17 protein-coding genes are annotated in these 18208 nt (G+C 73.6%); 14 read left to right on the top strand and 3 right to left on the bottom strand.

The window, feature by feature from the left end; genetic code table 11:
• Window positions 1–118: 118 nt before the first annotated feature.
• Window positions 119–1351 carry a radical SAM family heme chaperone HemW gene (gene hemW / locus DDW44_RS08085; protein ID WP_108905999.1) on the top strand — a complete coding sequence of 411 codons (1233 nt, stop codon included), beginning with the start codon at window positions 119–121 and terminating at the stop codon, window positions 1349–1351.
• Between the two features lie 319 nt (window positions 1352–1670).
• Window positions 1671–2177 (top strand): DinB family protein, encoded by a 507-nt coding sequence (locus DDW44_RS08080; protein WP_108905998.1) that lies wholly within the window; start codon window positions 1671–1673, stop codon window positions 2175–2177.
• A gap of 283 nt (window positions 2178–2460) precedes the next feature.
• Here DDW44_RS08080 and DDW44_RS08075 read toward each other — a convergent pair whose 3' ends face one another.
• Both DDW44_RS08075 and DDW44_RS08070 read right to left on the bottom strand, forming a co-directional pair.
• Complete coding sequence (locus DDW44_RS08075) at window positions 2461–3261, bottom strand: DUF3097 domain-containing protein (RefSeq protein ID WP_108905997.1); 801 nt, start codon at window positions 3259–3261, stop codon at window positions 2461–2463.
• Between the two features lie 10 nt (window positions 3262–3271).
• Entirely contained in the window at window positions 3272–3994 is a 723-nt protein-coding gene (locus tag DDW44_RS08070) for an MBL fold metallo-hydrolase (protein ID WP_108905996.1), read from the bottom strand.
• 199 nt (window positions 3995–4193) lie between these two features.
• Here DDW44_RS08070 and hrcA point away from each other — a divergent pair, with 199 nt between their 5' ends.
• From hrcA to DDW44_RS08030, 8 genes are all read left to right on the top strand, one after another.
• Window positions 4194–5210, top strand: coding sequence for a heat-inducible transcriptional repressor HrcA (gene hrcA / locus DDW44_RS08065; RefSeq protein ID WP_017944959.1), 1017 nt, complete (start codon window positions 4194–4196; stop codon window positions 5208–5210).
• Window positions 5211–6347: a molecular chaperone DnaJ gene (dnaJ, locus tag DDW44_RS08060; RefSeq protein WP_017944960.1), complete on the top strand. Its 1137-nt coding sequence runs from the start codon at window positions 5211–5213 to the stop codon at window positions 6345–6347.
• A gap of 387 nt (window positions 6348–6734) precedes the next feature.
• Window positions 6735–7808 carry a nitronate monooxygenase gene (locus DDW44_RS08055; RefSeq protein ID WP_108905995.1) on the top strand — a complete coding sequence of 358 codons (1074 nt, stop codon included), beginning with the start codon at window positions 6735–6737 and terminating at the stop codon, window positions 7806–7808.
• Entirely contained in the window at window positions 7805–8536 is a 732-nt protein-coding gene (locus DDW44_RS08050) for a 16S rRNA (uracil(1498)-N(3))-methyltransferase (RefSeq protein ID WP_108905994.1), read from the top strand. The genes DDW44_RS08055 and DDW44_RS08050 overlap by 4 nt, the downstream gene beginning before the upstream one ends.
• A 563-nt stretch (window positions 8537–9099) precedes the next feature.
• Window positions 9100–9594 (top strand): hypothetical protein, encoded by a 495-nt coding sequence (locus tag DDW44_RS08045; protein WP_108905993.1) that lies wholly within the window; start codon window positions 9100–9102, stop codon window positions 9592–9594.
• Between the two features lie 176 nt (window positions 9595–9770).
• Window positions 9771–10130, top strand: a complete 360-nt coding sequence (locus DDW44_RS08040; RefSeq protein ID WP_017944964.1) for a histidine triad nucleotide-binding protein — start codon at window positions 9771–9773, stop codon at window positions 10128–10130.
• Between the two features lie 27 nt (window positions 10131–10157).
• Window positions 10158–11066 (top strand): ribonuclease Z, encoded by a 909-nt coding sequence (locus tag DDW44_RS08035; protein WP_108905992.1) that lies wholly within the window; start codon window positions 10158–10160, stop codon window positions 11064–11066.
• Between the two features lie 29 nt (window positions 11067–11095).
• Window positions 11096–12097, top strand: coding sequence for an adenosine deaminase (locus DDW44_RS08030; RefSeq protein ID WP_108905991.1), 1002 nt, complete (start codon window positions 11096–11098; stop codon window positions 12095–12097).
• 115 nt (window positions 12098–12212) lie between these two features.
• Here the strand turns inward: DDW44_RS08030 and DDW44_RS08025 are convergent, their stop codons facing one another.
• Window positions 12213–13508, bottom strand: coding sequence for an MFS transporter (locus DDW44_RS08025; protein WP_108905990.1), 1296 nt, complete (start codon window positions 13506–13508; stop codon window positions 12213–12215).
• A 445-nt stretch (window positions 13509–13953) separates the two neighbouring features.
• Between DDW44_RS08025 and DDW44_RS08020 the strand changes: the two genes are divergently transcribed.
• From DDW44_RS08020 to DDW44_RS08000, 4 genes are all read left to right on the top strand, one after another.
• A complete protein-coding gene (locus DDW44_RS08020) occupies window positions 13954–15063 on the top strand; it encodes a carbohydrate kinase family protein (protein WP_108905989.1) in 1110 nt (369 codons plus the stop codon).
• 338 nt (window positions 15064–15401) lie between these two features.
• A complete protein-coding gene (locus DDW44_RS08010) occupies window positions 15402–16424 on the top strand; it encodes a PhoH family protein (RefSeq protein ID WP_026164830.1) in 1023 nt (340 codons plus the stop codon).
• 13 nt (window positions 16425–16437) lie between these two features.
• The gene (gene ybeY / locus DDW44_RS08005) at window positions 16438–16935 is read left to right on the top strand and encodes an rRNA maturation RNase YbeY (RefSeq protein ID WP_017944970.1); all 498 of its coding nucleotides are present in this window, start codon (window positions 16438–16440) and stop codon (window positions 16933–16935) included.
• The gene (locus tag DDW44_RS08000; protein WP_018889977.1) at window positions 16932–18200 is read left to right on the top strand and encodes a hemolysin family protein; all 1269 of its coding nucleotides are present in this window, start codon (window positions 16932–16934) and stop codon (window positions 18198–18200) included. Before ybeY ends, DDW44_RS08000 begins: the two co-directional genes overlap by 4 nt.
• Window positions 18201–18208 lie beyond the last annotated feature (8 nt).

The raw sequence follows: 18208 nt of genomic DNA, 5'->3' as shown, positions 1-18208 counted from the left end.
CGCGGCCGCGACCGGCCCGGGCGACAGGGCACCGGCCGTGTCACCCCGGCCGTGTCACCCCGGCGGGGGAGTGGTGGCCCCGGCCGGGTCACCCCGCGCGTACCGGACAATGGGATGCATGCCTTCCGCACTCCCTGACGGTGAGCCCGTGCCCGACGACGGGGCGCTGCCCCCGCACGCCCTCGCGGGCGCGGGCGACCGGCCCCTCGGGTTCTATCTGCACGTCCCCTACTGCGCCACGCGCTGCGGCTACTGCGACTTCAACACGTACACGGCGAGCGAGCTGCGCGGCACCGGCGGCGTCCTGGCCTCCCGGGACAACTACGCGGACACCCTCGTCGAGGAGATCCGGCTCGCGCGCAAGGTCCTCGGAGACGACCCGAGGCAGGTCAGGACGGTCTTCGTGGGCGGCGGCACGCCGACCCTGCTCCCCGCCGCCGACCTGGTGCGGATGCTGGGCGCCGTCCGCGACGAGTTCGGCCTCGCCGACGGGGCGGAGATCACCACGGAGGCGAACCCGGAGTCCGTGGACCCGGCCTACCTGGCCGAGCTGCGGGCCGGGGGCTTCAACCGGGTGTCCTTCGGCATGCAGAGCGCCCGGCAGCACGTGCTGCGGGTGCTCGACCGCACCCACACCCCGGGCCGCCCCGAGGCCTGTGTCGCGGAGGCCCGGGCGGCGGGCTTCGAGCATGTGAACCTCGACCTCATCTACGGCACGCCGGGCGAGAGCGACGACGACTGGCGCGCCTCGCTCGACGCGGCGATCGGCGCGGGCCCGGACCATGTGAGCGCCTACGCCCTGATCGTGGAGGAAGGCACCGGGCTGGCCCGCCGGATCCGCCGCGGCGAGGTGCCGATGACGGACGACGACGTCCACGCCGACCGCTATCTGATCGCGGACGAGGTGCTCGCCGCGGCGGGTTTCGACTGGTACGAGGTCTCCAACTGGGCCGCTTCGGGCGGCGGGCGCTGCCTGCACAACGAGCTGTACTGGCGCGGCGCCGACTGGTGGGGGGCGGGGCCGGGCGCCCACAGCCACGTCGGAGGGGTGCGGTGGTGGAACGTGAAGCACCCCGGCGCCTACGCGGCGGCCCTGGCCGACGGCCGCTCGCCCGGCGCCGGGCGCGAGGTCCTGCCGGAGGAGGACCGGCGGGTGGAGCGGGTGCTGCTCGAACTCCGCCTGCGCGAGGGCTGCCCGCTGGACCTGCTGCGGCCGGCCGGCCTCGCCGCCTCCCGCCGCGCCCTGGAGGACGGCTTGCTGGAGCCCGGGCCGTACGAGGCGGGCCGGGCGGTGCTGACGCTACGCGGCCGGCTCCTGGCGGACGCGGTGGTCCGGGACCTGGTGGACTGACCGGCCGCGCGCCCGGCGACCCACCCGGGCCGTCCCCGCGGACGGCGGGCCGTGGTACGGGCCGCGCCCCGAGGCCTGCCTGTGCCCGAGCCTGTGCCCGTGCCTGTGCCTGTGCCCGGGCCCGGGACGTTCGGCCGGGTCGCTGACGCCCCGGTCAAGCCCGGTCAGGGCAGGATCGTGCCGGGCGGCCCGCCGGGCGCTGAATCGCCGAAGCGGCCGGATCGAACGGGAGCCGGGTCGAGAGGGAGCCGGGCGGAGCAGCGCGGGCCCTTCCAAAACCCGTCGACACCGGTCGCGATGATCGGGGACGCTGAGCGCGATGACAAGAATCAGCGACCTGCCGCCCGCCTGGGACGAACGTACCCAGCTCACCACGTTCCTCGACTACGCACGCGACACCGCCCGCGCCAAGTGTGCGGGCGTCTCCGCGGAGAACGCCCGCAAGGCCCTCCTGCCGGGCTCACCGCTGATGACCATGAGCGGACTGATCAACCATCTCCGCTGGGTCGAGTACTACTGGTTCCAGGTGGTCTTCCTCGGCGAGGAGGACCGGGGCCCCTGGACCGAGGAGGACCCGGACCGCGAGATGCGTGTCGCCGTCGACTTCCCGCTGGAGCAGCTGCTCGACGAGTACGCCGAGCAGAGCGCCCGCTACCGCGACCTGGTCGCCGGGAACGACCTGGACAGCCGGGCCGAGCGCGCCGGTGGCGACGGCCGCCATGTCGACCTGCGCTGGATTCTCCTCCACCTCACCGAGGAGACGGCCCGCCACAACGGCCATCTGGACATCCTGCGCGAGATGCTCGACGGCACGACCGGGGACTAGATCCGGCCGGCTTCATCCGGCCACCCGGTAGTGGATCAGGTGGAGAACACGGCCCGTGGCCCGTCGTGTCGAAGCCCGCGGAGTCGGCCGCCCTCCCGGCCGCCCTCCCGGCCCCCGCGCCGGGGCCGGCCCGCCGGACCTGCGGTCGAGGACGGTGCGCCTGATCCGAGGCCGTCGCAGGTGGCGGAGGATCGCGACGGGGGGAGCGGGCCCGCCGCCGCCGAGGCGGCCGGGTCGCGTCCGCGACGGACCGCCGCCCTGCGGGCCGCGAGCCGGCCCCGGTTCAGGCCGTGACGAAGTCGATCAGTTCCTCGACCCGGCCCAGCAGCGCCGGCTCCAGGTCCTTGTAGCTGTGCACCCGGGACAGGATGTGCCGCCAGGCGGCCCCCGTGTTCGGCGGCCACCCGAGCGCCCGGCAGACGCCCGTCTTCCAGTCCTGTCCGTGCGGGACCGACGGCCAGGCGGAGATGCCCAGGGACGACGGCTTCACGGCCTCCCACACGTCGATATACGGGTGACCGGCCACCAGGACGTGCGGGTCGGTCACCGACTCCGCGATGCGCGCCTCCTTGGAGCCCGGCACCAGATGGTCCACGAGGACGCCCAGCCGCGCGTCGGCGGCCGGCGCGAACTCGGCGACGACGGCGGGCAGGTCGTCGACGCCCTCCAGGTACTCGACCACCACACCCTCGACGCGCAGGTCGTCGCCCCAGACCTTCTCCACCAGCTCCGCGTCGTGGCGGCCCTCCACGTAGATGCGGCCGGCGCGGGCGACCCTGGCGCGCGCTCCGGGCACCGCGACCGATCCGGAGGCCGTGCGGGCGGGCCCGGCGGGCGCGCCGGACGAAGGCCGGACCAGGGTGACGGGCTTCCCCTCCAGCAGGAATCCCCGCGGCTCCAGCGGGAACACCCGGTGCTTGCCGAAGCGGTCCTCCAGCGTCACCGTCCCCGCCTCGCACCGGATCACCGCACCGCAGAAGCCCGTGGAGACCTCCTCGACCACCAGGCCGGGCTCGGCGGGCACCTCCGGCACGGCAGCGGGCCGCTTCCACGGGGGCGTCAGATCGGGGCTGTAGCTGCGCATCGGTCAGACGCTACGGCACCCCGAACCGCCGGGCCAGTTCATCGCGTTGGGCGCGCACGAACGCGGCGTCCACCGCCGCCCCGTGCCCCGGCACGTACACCGCGTCCTCCCCGCCCAGGGCGAGCAGCCGGTCCAGCGCCGCCGGCCAGCGGGACGGGATGGCGTCCGGGCCGGCCTGCGGGTCGCCCGACTCCTCCACCAGGTCCCCGCAGAAGACGACCTCGCGGTCGCCGGGCACCAGCAGCACCAGGTCGTGGCGGCTGTGGCCCGGGCCGACGTTGGCCAGCATCACCCGGCGGCCGCCGAGGTCGAGGGTCCACTCGCCGGAGACGGTGTGCCGCGGGACGACCAGGGCGTCGGCGGCCATCGCCGCGTCCTGCGGCGGCACCCCGTGGCGGATCGCGTCGTCGCGCAGCGCGGCCCGGTCCCGCAGCAGGACGCCGTCGACGCCGACGGCGCCGTACACCTCGGTCTCCGGGAACGCCGCCGTGCCGAGCACATGGTCGAAGTGGGGGTGACTGAGCGCGATGTGCGTCACACTCCGGCCGCCGAGAAGCGCCTCGGCCTGCTCCCGCAGCTCCGCCCCCTCGCGGAGCGTCGAGCCCGTGTCGAACAGGAGCACCGCCGTGTCACCGGCGACCAGCCCCGCCGTGGCGTCCCAGACGGGCAGCCTGCGCCGCCCCACGCCGCCGGCGAGCCGTTCCCAGCCGAAGTCTTCCCAACGGACGTCCATACGGCGACGCTATCCCGGAGCGACCAGCGGCGTCATGGCTCGTCGCGACGGGACGGGGTGTCCGGCCGCCCTTGCTAGGGACGTACCTCCCGGCCGTACACTGGGCCGGGGAAAGCTGGCACTCAGTGAGGCCGAGTGCCAGACCAGGGCCGAAGGGCCGCCTAGGGACCGCCGAGGACCACAGCTGGAGGTGTGCGCCATGCTCAGCGAACGCAGACTCGAGGTGCTGCGCGCCATCGTCCAGGACTATGTGGGCACCGAGGAGCCCGTCGGTTCCAAGGCCCTCACCGAGCGGCACAGCCTCGGCGTGTCGCCGGCGACCGTGCGCAACGACATGGCGGTGCTGGAGGACGAGGGCTACATCGCCCAGCCCCACACCAGCGCCGGCCGCATCCCCACGGACAAGGGCTACCGCCTGTTCGTGGACCGGCTCGCGGGGGTCAAGCCGCTGTCGTCGCCCGAGCGCCGGGCGATCCAGAACTTCCTCGAAAGCGCCGTCGACCTCGACGACGTCGTCGCCCGCACGGTGCGGCTGCTCGCGCAGCTGACCCGGCAGGTCGCCGTCGTCCAGTACCCCTCGCTCACCCGCTCCACCGTGCGGCACGTGGAGCTGCTGGCGCTCGCACCGGCCCGGCTGATGCTGGTGCTGATCACGGACACCGGACGGGTCGAGCAGCGGCACGTCGACTGCCCCGCGCCGTTCTCCGACACCTCGCTCGCCGACCTGCGGGCCCGGCTCAACAGCCGCGTGGTCGGACGGCGGTTCACCGACGTGCCGCAACTGGTCCAGGACCTCCCGGAGTCCTTCGACCTGGAGGACCGCGGCACCGTCTCGACGGTGCTCTCGACCCTCCTGGAGACGCTGGTCGAGGACACCGAGGAACGGTTGATGATCGGCGGCACCGCCAATCTGACGCGCTTCGCCCACGACTTCCCCCTCACCATCCGGCCCGTGCTGGAGGCGCTGGAGGAGCAGGTCGTGCTGCTGAAGCTGCTCGGAGAGGCCAAGGACCCGGGCATGACCGTACGGATCGGGCACGAGAACCTCCACGAGGGGCTCACTTCCACGTCCGTCGTCGCGGTCGGCTACGGTTCGGGCGACGAGGCAGTCGCCAAACTCGGCGTGGTCGGACCGACCCGCATGGACTACCCCGGAACGATGGGAGCGGTACGCGCAGTGGCACGTTACGTCGGACAGATCCTGGCGGAGTCGTAAGTGGCCACGGACTACTACGCCGTACTGGGCGTACGCCGCGACGCATCGCAGGACGAGATCAAGAAGGCCTTCCGGCGGCTCGCGCGGGAGCTCCATCCGGACGTGAATCCGGATCCGAAGACGCAGGAGCGCTTCAAGGAGATCAACGCCGCGTACGAGGTGCTGTCGGACCCGCAGAAGAAGCAGGTCTACGACCTCGGCGGCGACCCGCTGTCCGCGGCCGGCGGCGGCGGCGCGGGCGGCTTCGGCGCCGGTGGCTTCGGCAATTTCTCCGACATCATGGACGCGTTCTTCGGGACCGCGTCCCAGCGCGGGCCGCGGTCGCGGACGCGGCGCGGCCAGGACGCCATGATCCGGCTGGAGGTCGAACTCAACGAGGCCGCGTTCGGCACCACGAAGGACATCCAGGTCGACACCGCCGTCGTGTGCACGACCTGCTCGGGCGAGGGCGCCGCGCCCGGCACCTCGGCCCAGACCTGTGACATGTGCCGCGGCCGCGGCGAGGTGTCGCAGGTCACCCGGTCCTTCCTGGGCCAGGTCATGACCTCGCGGCCGTGCCCCCAGTGCCAGGGCTTCGGGACCGTCGTCCCGACCCCGTGCCCGGAGTGCGCGGGCGACGGCCGGGTCCGGTCGCGCCGCACCCTGACCGTGAAGATCCCGGCCGGCGTCGACAACGGCACCCGCATCCAGCTCGCCGGCGAGGGCGAGGTGGGCCCGGGCGGCGGTCCCGCCGGTGACCTGTACGTCGAGATCCACGAACTGCCGCACGCGGTGTTCCAGCGCCGCGGCGACGATCTGCACTGCACGGTGACCATTCCCATGACGGCGGGCGCCCTGGGCACGAAGGTGCCGCTGGAGACGCTCGACGGCATCGAGGAGATCGACATCCGCCCCGGCACCCAGTCCGGCCAGTCGATCCCGCTGCACGGCCGGGGCGTCACCCACCTGCGCGGCGGGGGACGCGGCGACCTGATCGTGCACGTCGAGGTGCAGACGCCCTCGAAGCTCGATCCGGAGCAGGAACGCCTGCTGCGGGAGCTGGCGAAGCTCCGCGGCGAGGAGCGGCCCATGGGCCAGTTCCAGCCGGGACAGCAGGGACTGTTCTCCCGCCTCAAGGACGCGTTCAACGGCAGGTGACCCCGGCGCCTGCCTGCCCGACCCCCGCCGGGGCCGGGTCCGGCCGCGAGGCCGGGCGGCGTCCGTGGGGTGAGGTGGCGTCCGCGAGGCCCGGGTGACGTGCGTGGGGTGAGGTGGCGTGCGCAGGGCCGGGGGGCGTCCGTGAAGTGGCGTGCGTAGAGCCGGGGGGCGTCCGTGACGTGAAGTGGCCTCCGCAGGGCCGGGGGCGTCCGTGAGGCCGAGGTGGTGTCCGCACCCGGAGGTGGGGCCGCGGTCCCACCCGCCCTTCCCAGTGGCCCTGGGCCCCGGGGCGGCCCCCGTCGCCCTTGGCGGCCGCGCTCCGGGCCGCCCGCGGGGTACCGGAGGCCGGGATTCGGACGTGGGGGCAGGACATGGCACCATGCGGGCATGTCCTCCGCGCTGACCGATCTCTGCCGTTACCCGATCGTGCAGGCCCCCATGGCGGGTGGCGCTTCCTGTCCGGAACTCGCCGCCGCCGTGTCCGAGGCCGGGGGGCTCGGGTTCCTCGCCGCCGGCTACAAGACCGCGGACGGGATGTACCAGGAGATCAAACAGCTCCGCCGTCTCACCGGGCGCCCGTTCGGGGTGAACCTGTTCATGCCGCAGCCCGCCTACGCCGACGCCGCGGCCGTCGACGTCTACCGGCACCAGCTCGCCGGCGAGGCCAGCTGGTACGACACACCGCTCGGGGACCCCGACTCCGGCCGGGACGACGGCTACGAGGCCAAGTTGGCCGTCCTGCGCGACGACCCCGTGCCGCTGGTGTCGTTCACCTTCGGCTGTCCCACCGCCGCGGCCGTCGCCCGGCTGAAGCGCGCCGGGACGCTCACGGTCGTCACCGTCACCACGGCCGACGAGGCGCTGGCCGCCCAGAACACGGGCGCCGACGCGGTCTGCGTGCAGGGCGTCGAGGCCGGCGGCCACCAGGGCACCCACCGCGACGACCCCGCCAACGACGGCGCCGGCGTCGGCCTGCTCGCGCTGATCGCGCAGATCCGCGAGGCCGTACCGCTGCCGATCGTCGCGGCCGGCGGCATCATGCGCGGCGCCCAGATCGCCGCCGTCCTGGCCGCCGGAGCCGAGGCCGCCCAGCTCGGCACCGCCTTCCTGGTGTGCCCGGAGTCCGGCGCCAACGTGCTGCACAAGCAGGCCATGACCAGCCCGCTGTTCGGCAGGACCGAGTTGACCCGGGCGTTCTCCGGCCGCCCCGCCCGCGGACTGGTCAACCGGTTCATGAGCGAGCACGGGCCGTACGCGCCCGCCGCCTACCCCGAGGTGCACCACCTCACCTCCGGCCTGCGCAAGGCCGCGGCCAAGGCCGGTGACCCGCAGGCCATGGCGCTCTGGGCCGGCCAGGGGCACCGCCTGGCCCGCGATCTTCCCGCCGGCCGGCTCGTCGAGGTCCTCGCCGCCGAGACGGCCGCGGCGAGCTCCGCCCTCGCGCTGCGGAACCCGGCGTGACCGCCCCCGTCTTCCTGGTCGGCGACGTCCACACCGGCACCGTCACCCTGGACGGGCCCGAAGGGCGGCACGCCGTCTCCGTGCGCCGGCTGCGCGTGGGCGAGGAGATCGTCCTCACGGACGGCCGGGGCACCGGCGGCTACGGCACCGTCGCCGCCGTCGAGGGCAAGGACCGCCTCGACGTCTCCGTCACGGAACTGCGCGAGGAGCCGGAACCCGCGCCCCGGATCACGGTCGTACAGGCCCTGCCCAAGGGGGACCGCGGCGAGCTCGCCGTCGAGACGATGACCGAGACCGGCGTCGACGTGATCGTGCCGTGGGCGGCCGCCCGCTGCATCACGCAGTGGAAGGGCGACCGCGGCGCCAAGTCCCTCGCCAAGTGGCGCTCCACGGCCCGTGAGGCGGGCAAGCAGTCACGCCGGCTCCGCTTCCCCGAAGTCGCCGAGGCGGCCACGACCGGGCAGGTGGCCCGGCTCCTCGCCGGGGCGGACCTCGCGGTCGTGCTGCACGAGGAGGGCGCGGAACCGCTCGCGACCGCGCACCTCCCGTCCTCCGGGGACATCGTGCTGGTCGTCGGACCCGAAGGGGGCGTCTCCCCGGAGGAGCTGGCCGCGTTCGCCGAGGCGGGTGCCAGGCCCTGCCGCCTGGGCAGCAGCGTGCTGCGGACCTCCACCGCGGGGACGGCGGCGTCCGCCCTGCTGCTCGGCCGCTCCGGCCGCTGGTCCTGAACCGGTACCGGTAGGCCGTACGCCGCGGCCGCAGGCGCCCGTTCCCCCGCACGGCAGCGGCGAGGGCACCGGGACAGGACCGGCACCGGCACCGGTCCCGGCGAGGGCGCCGCTCGGCGAGCTGCCTCCCGCGGGGTGGTGTCCACGCCGCAGCGCCCCCTGGGAGGGTGCCGGGCAGGCCCCTCCCCGGCCCCGGGCACCGCTCCGACTCCCCCCGAGCCCGCTCCGACTCCCCGGATCCCGGCTGCGGCCCCCGACTCCCGGGCGCCGCCCCGCCCGAGCCACCCCGCCCCCGCCCGAGCCCGCCCCCCGGCAGGAGCCGGGCAGCGGCGGTGCCGCGCCGGGTGACGGCGAACCCGCGCGCGTCACCCATGCGGCTCACCGGAAGGGGCCGTTGGCCGCAAACGGTCTACCGCGCCCTTCCCGCCCCTGGCACTCTGCCGCCCATGACGGCCCCTCTCCGCCCTCTCCTTCCGTTCCACTCCCTTCGCCCTCTCCGCCCTCTCCGCCTTCTCCGTTCTCTCCGTCCTCTCCGTCCTCTCCGTTCTCTTCGCCCGCTCCGCGTGCTGGCCGTACCCGTCTGCGCGGCCCTGACCGCTTCCGGTCTCATGGCGTGCGACCCCGGGACGTCCGGCGGTCTGAGCGCCATGGCGGTGTCGTACACGACGGACCGGGCCGGCACCCGGGCCTTCGAGGAGGAGGGCGTCCGCGTCCACTGGCTCAGCTGCGCGGCGCGGCTCGCCACCGGCGCCTCCCCCTCGGTTCGCGCGGCGGCCGGTGTCGACTGCGAGGGCGAGACCGCCGACGGCGCGAGAATCACCATCACCGGCACGGTCACCCAGGAGATCGGCGGCCGGTGCGTGCACGGCGACCTCACGGCGAAGTCCGACGGCCGCCGGGTCTTCCGCGCCTACGTCCTTGGCGACTGCAACGCCCCGCTGCCCACCCCCACCAGGACCCCGGCGCCGCCTCCTCCCGCCCCCGGCGACGGCGGAGCGGCGCGCCCCACGGTCACCGTGACCATCACCGTCACCGAGACCCGCACCTCCGCCGGGTAGACGGTGGGATGCCCTGGCTGCCCGGCCGGGCCGGGCAGCCGCCCGGGACCGGCCGCGAGAGGTCCCGCACCCCGCCGGGCCGCGGGCCCGAGCCGCACGGCACCCGGCGGAGCGGTACCCCGGCACCGATAGCATGCAGTTCCACTGATCGTCGGAGTCGTGAAGGGGCCGGGACCATGGCGGGAGAACCGCAGGCCGACTGCCTGTTCTGCAAGATCGTGTCGGGGGAGGTGCCGGCCACCGTCGTCCGCGAGACGGAGACCACCCTCGCCTTCCGGGACATCAACCCGCAGGCGCCGACACATGTGCTGGTGATCCCCAAGGTCCACTACCCGGACGCCGCCACCCTCGCCGGGGCCGAGCCGGGCATCGCCGCCGACATACTGCGCGAGGCCGCCGAAGTCGCCGCGATGGACAAGGTCGACGCCTCCGGCTTCCGCATCGTCTTCAACACCGGCGCCGGTGCCGGCCAGACCGTGTTCCACACGCATGCCCACGTCCTCGGCGGGCGCGGGCTCGAATGGCCGCCCGGATAGAGCGCGCCGACCGACACGGAGCCCCTGTTGTCCGTACGCGAACTGGTCGTCCTCGGCACGGCCAGCCAGGTCCCCACCCGGCACCGCAACCACAACGGCTACCTGCTGCGCTGGGACGGGGAGGGCATCCTCTTCGACCCCGGTGAGGGCACCCAGCGGCAGATGCTGAGGGCCGGGGTCGCCGCCCACGACATCAACCGGATCTGCGTCACCCACTTCCACGGCGACCACTCCCTCGGTCTCGCGGGGGTGATCCAGCGCATCAACCTCGACCAGGTGCCGCACCCGGTCACCGCCCACTACCCGGCGAGCGGCCGGAGGTTCTTCGAACGGCTCCGGTACGCGACGGCCTACCGCGAGACGGTGCGGCTCACGCAGGCCCCGATCGCGGACGGCGGGGTCCTGGCCGACACGCCCTCCTACACCCTGGAGGCGCGCCGCCTCGACCACCCCGTCGAGTCGTTCGGCTACCGGCTGACCGAGCCCGACGGCCGCCGTATGCTGCCCGCGCGCCTGGCCGCGCACGGCATCAAGGGGCCCGACGTGGGCCGTATCCAGCGGGAGGGCGCCCTCGGCGGGGTCGCCCTGGAGGACGTCAGCGAAGTGCGGCGCGGGCAGCGCTTCGCGTTCGTGATGGACACCCGGCTCTGCGACGGGGCGTACGAGCTGGCCGAGGGCTGCGACATGCTGGTGATCGAGTCGACCTTCCTCGACGAGGACGTCGCGCTGGCCACCGACCACGGTCATCTCACGGCGGGACAGGCGGCCCGGGTGGCGCGCGCTGCGGGCGTACGGCACCTTGTGCTGACACACTTCTCCCAGCGCTACAGCGAACCCGACGAGTTCGCGCGGCAGGCCCGTGCCGCCGGCTTCGAGGGCGAACTGTCCGTGGCCCAGGACCTCGTACGGGTCCCGGTCCCCAGACGCGAAGCCTGATCCACCCGCCGACGCCCGAGCGAGCACCGATGTCACTCATCCCCAAGGCCGAACTGCATCTGCACATCGAGGGCACCCTCGAACCCGAGCTCGCCTTCACCCTGGCCGAACGCAACGGCGTAGAACTGCCGTACGCCGGCACCGAAGACCTGCGCAGGGCCTACCTCTTCAGCGATCTGCAGTCCTTCCTGGACCTCTACTACGGACTGATGGCCGTCCTGCACACCGCGGACGACTTCACGGAACTCGCCGACGCGTATCTGGCGCGTGCCGCGGCCCAGGGGGTGCGGCACGCCGAGATCTTCTTCGACCCGCAGGCCCACACGGAACGCGGCGTCCCGGTCGGCACGGTCGTCGAGGGCCTCGCGCACGCGCTGGACCGCGCCGAGGAGAGGCACGGCGTGTCCACCCGGCTCATCATGTGCTTCCTGCGCGACCGGTCGGCCGAGTCCGCGATGGCGACGCTCGAGGCCGCGAAGCCCTATCTGCACCACATCACCGGGGTCGGCCTCGACTCGGCCGAAGTGGGTCACCCGCCGTCGAAGTTCCGCGAGGTGTACGCGGCGGCCGAGTCCCTCGGCCTGCGGAAGGTCGCCCACGCCGGGGAGGAGGGGCCGCCCGGGTACGTCCGCGAGGCGCTGGACGTCCTCGGCGTCGAACGGATCGACCACGGACTGCGGTCCATGGAGGATCCCGAGCTGGTCGAACGGCTGGTCCGCGAGCAGGTCCCGCTCACCCTCTGCCCGCTCTCGAACGTCCGCCTGCGGGCCGTCGACACCCTGGAGGAGCACCCGCTGCGGGCCATGATGGGCGCCGGCCTGCTGGTCACCGTGAACTCCGACGACCCCGCCTACTTCGGGGGCTACGTCGGCGACACCTTCCACGCGGTGCGCGAGGCGCTCGGGCTGACCCAGGAGCAACTGCGCGAACTGGCCCGCAACTCCTTCCGCGCGGCCTTCCTGGACCAGGACGAGGCACGCCGCGAGCGCTGTCTGGCGGAGGTCGCCGGCTACGACTTCGACCGGGAGTGACCGGACCGGGCTGCCGAGCGCGCCAACCGGCCCGGCCGTACGGAGCGGGCCCGCTCCGGCGTACCCGGGCCGGGGGCGGCGGCGCGTACCCCCGAGGCCGCGCCGCCGCCCGGTCTCAGGAGGCCAGGACCTTCGCCGTACCCGCCGAACCCGCCGGGGCGGTCTCCGCCACCGGGACCGGGATCTCCGCGAGTACCGCGGGGGCCACCGCGGTGCTGCGCCGGATCGGGGCGGGCACCGGCAGGGGCACCGGCACCGGACGCCGGCCCGAGGTGTGCACGGCGACCGCGGTCATCGGCACCGCCACGACCAGCAGGGCCGCGCACAGCACCAGCCCCATGCCCGGGTACCCGGTGTGCGCCGACAGCAGGCTGCCCGCCATCGGCCCGCACGCCACGCCCAGCGACGACGCCGAGCCGACGAGGACGGCCCAGCGCCCGCGGCTGTCGAGCGAGGCGGCGAGACCGATCAGGTAGGAGAGCACCACCGGGTAGAAGGTGTTCCAGAGGACCTCGCCGACGGCGAAGGCAGCCAGGCCGCGCGCGGACGAACTGACCGCGACGCAGAGGGCGATGAGCACCGTGCCCGCACCGATCGGTACCGCCCGTCCGAACCGTGCGCCCACCGTCCCGGCGACCACGACGCCGCAGAGCCCGGCGCCCAGCGCCACCGCGAAGACCGCGCCGACCGTGACCTCGCTCAGCCCGGCCTGGGTGGTGCCTATCCGGCCGCTCACGCCCCAGAGGGCGTTCTGGGCCATCGCCCAGCAGAGCATCGCGGCCGCGAGCACCGCGCCCGAGCGGCGGTGGGGGAGCGGGGGACGTGAGGCGCGCGGACCCGGCAGGCCCTGGACGCCCGGCACGCTGACCCGGGCCCCGGGGGAGTCCAGCCTGCGTGTCGCGGGCCATGCCGCGAGCGCCGCCACCGCGAGCGCGGCGAACGGCAGCGTGTGGCCGCCGCCGAGCCGGGGGATCGTCAGGTACAGGGCCCCGGCGGTCGCCGACACCGAGAGCAGGCCGAGTGCGGACACCCGGTGCGGATCGCGCTGGGCGGCGATGCCCGCCGCGGCGACCGCGGTCGCCGTGCCGGAGCCGAGGCCGCCCACCGTGACGCCCATGACGACCACGGGCACCGCGGACGTGACGGCCGCCGCACCGTAGCCCGCGAAGGCGAGGACCAGGCCCGTCCGGGCGAGCCGGCGCGGCCCGAACCGCTCGACCCGGGACGCCAGCGCGAAGCCGGCGGCCGAGGACGCCAACAGCAGGACGGAGCCGACCAGTCCGGCCTGGGCGGGAGCCAGGCCGAGTCCGGCGGAGAGCCGGCCGACGACGGTGGGGAGAAGGTAGGAGGCGAGGTAGCCGACGGCGAAGACGGCGACGAGCGGCCACGCGGCGCGCAGGCGCGAGGACATGGGCGTTCCCGGGAGCAAGGGGCTGAAGGCATGGGGATCCACCGCGCCGCTCGGGCGAGGAGGAGGGAGGAGCGCCCGGTGTCTGCTGCACGGGAACGCGCGCCAATTTGTATCAAGCACTCCCGGCGCCGGAGAAGCCGGAAAGCTGTGATGCGGGACACATGTGGTTTGCGGTGTGAGTGATCGGGTAGCAGAGTGCGTTTTCCCTGGTCGAAGTCCGCTCCCGGTCGACCCCGACCCCGGCCCTGAACGCTCTCCGCGAGTCCTGCACAAGGGCTGCGCGAGTCCTGCGCACGTGCCGCGTGAAGGCTGCGCGAGTCCTGCGCGCGTGCCGCGTGAGGGCTGCGGGCGTGCTGCGCAGGGGCTGCCCACGGGCGCGGATCAGGCACACTGTCATGATTCGGACCGCTCTTTGCACGCAGCGCACGGCAATCCGGGAGCCACCGTGATCACGACCGACGGAGAGCAGCAGCAACACACCGCGCACATCGACCCGTTGGCCGCCGTGCGCACCGGAGGGGACCCGGCGTACGACGTGTTCCTCACCGGCACCGTCTTCCTCGACATCGTCTTCACCGGGCTCGACACCGCTCCGGTGCGCGGGACCGAGACCTGGGCACGCGGGATGGGCCAGAGCCCGGGCGGCGTCGCCAACATGGCCACCGCACTGGCGCGGCTGGGTCTGCGCACCTCCCTCGCCGCGGCCTTCGGTGACGACTTCTACGGCGACTACTGCTGGGACGCCCTGGAGCAGGGCGAGGGCATCGATCTGTCCCAGTCGCGGACCGTGCCCGGCTGGCACTCCCCGGTGACGGTCTCCATGGCGTACGAGGGCGAGCGCACGATGGTGTCGCACGGCCACGAGGCCCCCCTGCGCGAGACCGCCCCGGCGGCGGCTCCCCGGGCTCGCGCCGCCGTGGCCTCCCTCGCGCCGGGCCGCCTCGAGCCCTGGATCGCGGAGGCGGCCGGCCGGGGCGCCCGGATCTTCGCCGACGTCGGCTGGGACGAGTCCGGCCGCTGGGACCTGCGCGCCCTGCACGACCTGGAGCTGTGCGAGGCGTTCCTGCCCAACGCCGAGGAGGCGATGCGCTACACCCGCACCGACTGCCCGCGCGCCGCCGCCCGGGCGCTGGCCGAGAAGGTGCCGCTCGCGGTCGTCACGCTCGGCGCCGACGGCGCCTACGCCGTGGACGGCGGCTCCGGCGAGGCGGCCGAGGTCCCGGCGATCGGGGTCGAGGTGCTGGATCCCACGGGAGCCGGAGACGTCTTCATGGCGGGCTTCGTCACCGGCACCCTCGCCGGCTGGCCGCTCGCGGACCGGCTCGCCTTCGCCGGACTGACCGCCGCGCTGTCCGTGCAGGAGTTCGGCGGCTCGCTGTCGGCGCCCGGCTGGACCGAGGTGGCGGCGTGGTGGCAGTACGTGCAGGGCTGTGAGGACCAGGACCCCGAGGCGCTCGCCCGCTACTCCTTCCTGGCCGGGCTGGTTCCCGCGCCCGACCGCCCCTGGCCGCTGCGCCGCGCGCTCCCGACGATCGGCTTCCGGCGGCCGGTCTGACGGCGCCGGAGCCCCGGCCCGAACTTCCCGCCGGTCCCGCCCACCTCGCCCGTCTCGTCGGTCCCGCCCGTCCTGCCCGTCCCGGCCGTCTCGCCGGTCCCGTCCGTACCGTCCGTACCGTCCGTCCTGACCGTCCCGTCCCGCACTGCTCCGCTCGCTCCGCTCCCCCTGCTCCCCCTGCCCGCCCCCGGTCCCCTGGGAGAACGGGACGCGGTTCTCCGGCGGTGCGGAAAAGCACTTAGGGACTGTCCGTGCGGGGTCGTACGCTGGTATCCCAGAGGTTGTCGAGCAGCGAGAACCCTGAAACGGGAGGTACGCGCAGGCCAGAGGGCCGGCCCATGACTCAGACACCCACAGACCAGACCCTCGCGCCGGGGCAGGCACGAGCCCACTTCACCGTCCCCGCGAAGCACCCGATGGTGACCGTGCTCGGTTCAGGTGACTCCCTGCTGCGCGTGATCGAGAAGGCGTTCCCGGCCGTGGACATCCATGTCCGCGGCAATGTGATCAGTGCGGTCGGCGACGAGCGGCACGTCGCACTGGTCCAGCGCCTCTTCGACGAGATGATGCTGGTGCTCCGCACCGGGCAGCCGATGACGGAGGACGCCGTGGAACGCTCGATCGCCATGCTTCGCGAGGAAGACGGAGGCACGGCGCCCGAGACCCCTTCCGAGGTCCTCACCCAGAACATCCTGTCCAGCCGGGGCCGCACGATCCGTCCCAAGACGCTCAACCAGAAGCGCTACGTCGACGCCATCGACAAGCACACGGTCGTGTTCGGCATCGGCCCGGCCGGTACCGGCAAGACGTACCTGGCGATGGCCAAGGCCGTGCAGGCGCTGCAGTCCAAGCAGGTCAACCGGATCATCCTCACCCGGCCCGCGGTCGAGGCGGGCGAGCGCCTGGGCTTCCTGCCCGGCACGCTCTACGAGAAGATCGACCCGTATCTGCGGCCGCTGTACGACGCCCTGCACGACATGATCGACCCGGATTCGATCCCGCGTCTGATGGCCGCGGGCACGATCGAGGTGGCGCCGCTGGCGTACATGCGCGGCCGTACGCTCAACGACGCGTTCATCATCCTCGACGAGGCGCAGAACACGAACCCCGAGCAGATGAAGATGTTCCTGACGCGCCTCGGCTTCGACTCGAAGATCGTGATCACCGGTGACGTCACCCAGGTCGACCTGCCCGGCGGGACCAAGAGCGGTCTGCGCCAGGTCCGGGAGATCCTGGACGGCGTCCCGGACGTGCACTTCTCCCTGCTGACATCGCGGGATGTCGTCCGGCACAAGCTCGTGGGCCGTATCGTCGACGCCTACGAGCAGTACGACAGCCGCAACGGCAGCAACGGGAAGTGAACCGGTCAGCACCATGTCGATCGACGTCAACAACGAGTCCGGCATCGAGGTCGACGAGCAGGCGATCCTCGACATCGCCCGCTACGCCCTCGCGCGGATGCGCATCCACCCGCTCTCCGAACTCTCGGTGATCGTTGTGGACGCCGAGGCCATGGAGCAGCTGCACATCCAGTGGATGGACCTGCCGGGCCCCACGGATGTCATGTCCTTTCCCATGGACGAACTGCGTCCGCCCGTCAAGGACGACGAGGAGCCCCCCCAGGGGCTCCTCGGCGACATCGTGCTCTGCCCCGAGGTGGCGAAGAAGCAGGGCGAGGAGGCGCCGACCCGGCACTCCATGGACGAGGAGCTCCGGCTGCTCACCGTCCACGGGGTCCTGCACCTGCTCGGGTACGACCACGAGGAGGCCGACGAGCGCGCCGAGATGTTCGGGCTGCAGGCGGCGATCGTCGACGGCTGGAGGGCGGAGAAGGGCCTGACCGGTCCGTCCCCGGCGCCGACCGTCTCATGAGCGTCCAGCTCGTCGTCGGCGCCGTCGCCCTCGTCGTCGTCGCCTGGCTCGCCGCCTGCGCCGAGGCCGGCATCGCCCGGGTCTCCGGCTTCCGCGCCGCCGAGGCGCTGCGCTCCGGGCGGCGCGGCGCCGCCCGGCTCGTCCAGGTCGCCTCCGACCCGACCCGCTACCTCAACGTCGCCCTGCTCGTGCGCGTCGCCTGCGAGATGGCCGCCGGGGCGCTGGTCACCTACGCCTGCCTGCAGGAGTTCGCCAAGACCTGGCAGGCGCTGACCGTCGCCATCGGTGTGATGGTCCTCGTCTCCTACGTCGCCGTCGGCGTCTCCCCGCGCACCATCGGCCGCCAGCACCCGCTCAACACGGCGACGGCGGCCGCGTACGTCCTGCTCCCGCTGGCCCGGATCATGGGCCCGATCCCGCAGCTGCTCATCCTCATCGGCAACGCGCTGACCCCGGGCAAGGGCTTCCGCAAGGGCCCCTTCGCCAGTGAGGCCGAGCTGCGCGCGATGGTCGACCTCGCCGAGCAGGAGTCGCTGATCGAGGCCGAGGAGCGGAAGATGGTGCACTCCGTCTTCGAGCTCGGCGACACCCTGGTCCGGGAGGTGATGGTCCCGCGGACGGACCTCGTCGCCATCGAGCGGTACAAGACCATCCGCCAGGCGCTCACCCTCGCCCTGCGCTCCGGCTTCTCCCGCATCCCGGTCACCGGGGAGAACGAGGACGACGTCGTCGGGATCGTGTATCTGAAGGACCTGGTCCGCAAGACGCACATCAACCGGGACGCGGAGACCGAGCTGATCTCCACGGCGATGCGCCCGGCGGCCTTCGTACCCGACACCAAGAACGCGGGCGATCTGCTGCGCGAGATGCAGCAGGAGCGCAACCACGTCGCCGTGGTCATCGACGAGTACGGCGGCACGGCCGGGATCGTCACGATCGAGGACATCCTCGAGGAGATCGTCGGCGAGATCACCGACGAGTACGACCGGGAACTGCCGCCCGTGCAGGAGCTCGGCGACTCGCGCTACCGCGTCACCGCCCGGCTCGACATCGGGGACCTCGGCGAGCTGTTCGGCCTCGACGCCTACGACGACGAGGACGTGGAGACCGTCGGCGGACTGCTGGCCAAGTCCCTCGGCCGGGTACCGATCGCCGGTGCCAGCGTCCAGGTCGAGCTCCCGGACGGCCGCGCCCTGCGGCTGACCGCCGAGTCCCCCGCCGGCCGCCGGAACAAGATCGTCACCGTTCTGGTGGAGCCGGCGTGAGCGGCCCG

The sequence above is a fragment of the Streptomyces tirandamycinicus genome (assembly GCF_003097515.1).
GTDB lineage: Bacteria > Actinomycetota > Actinomycetes > Streptomycetales > Streptomycetaceae > Streptomyces > Streptomyces tirandamycinicus.
This window is presented reverse-complemented; position numbering and strand designations above follow the sequence as displayed.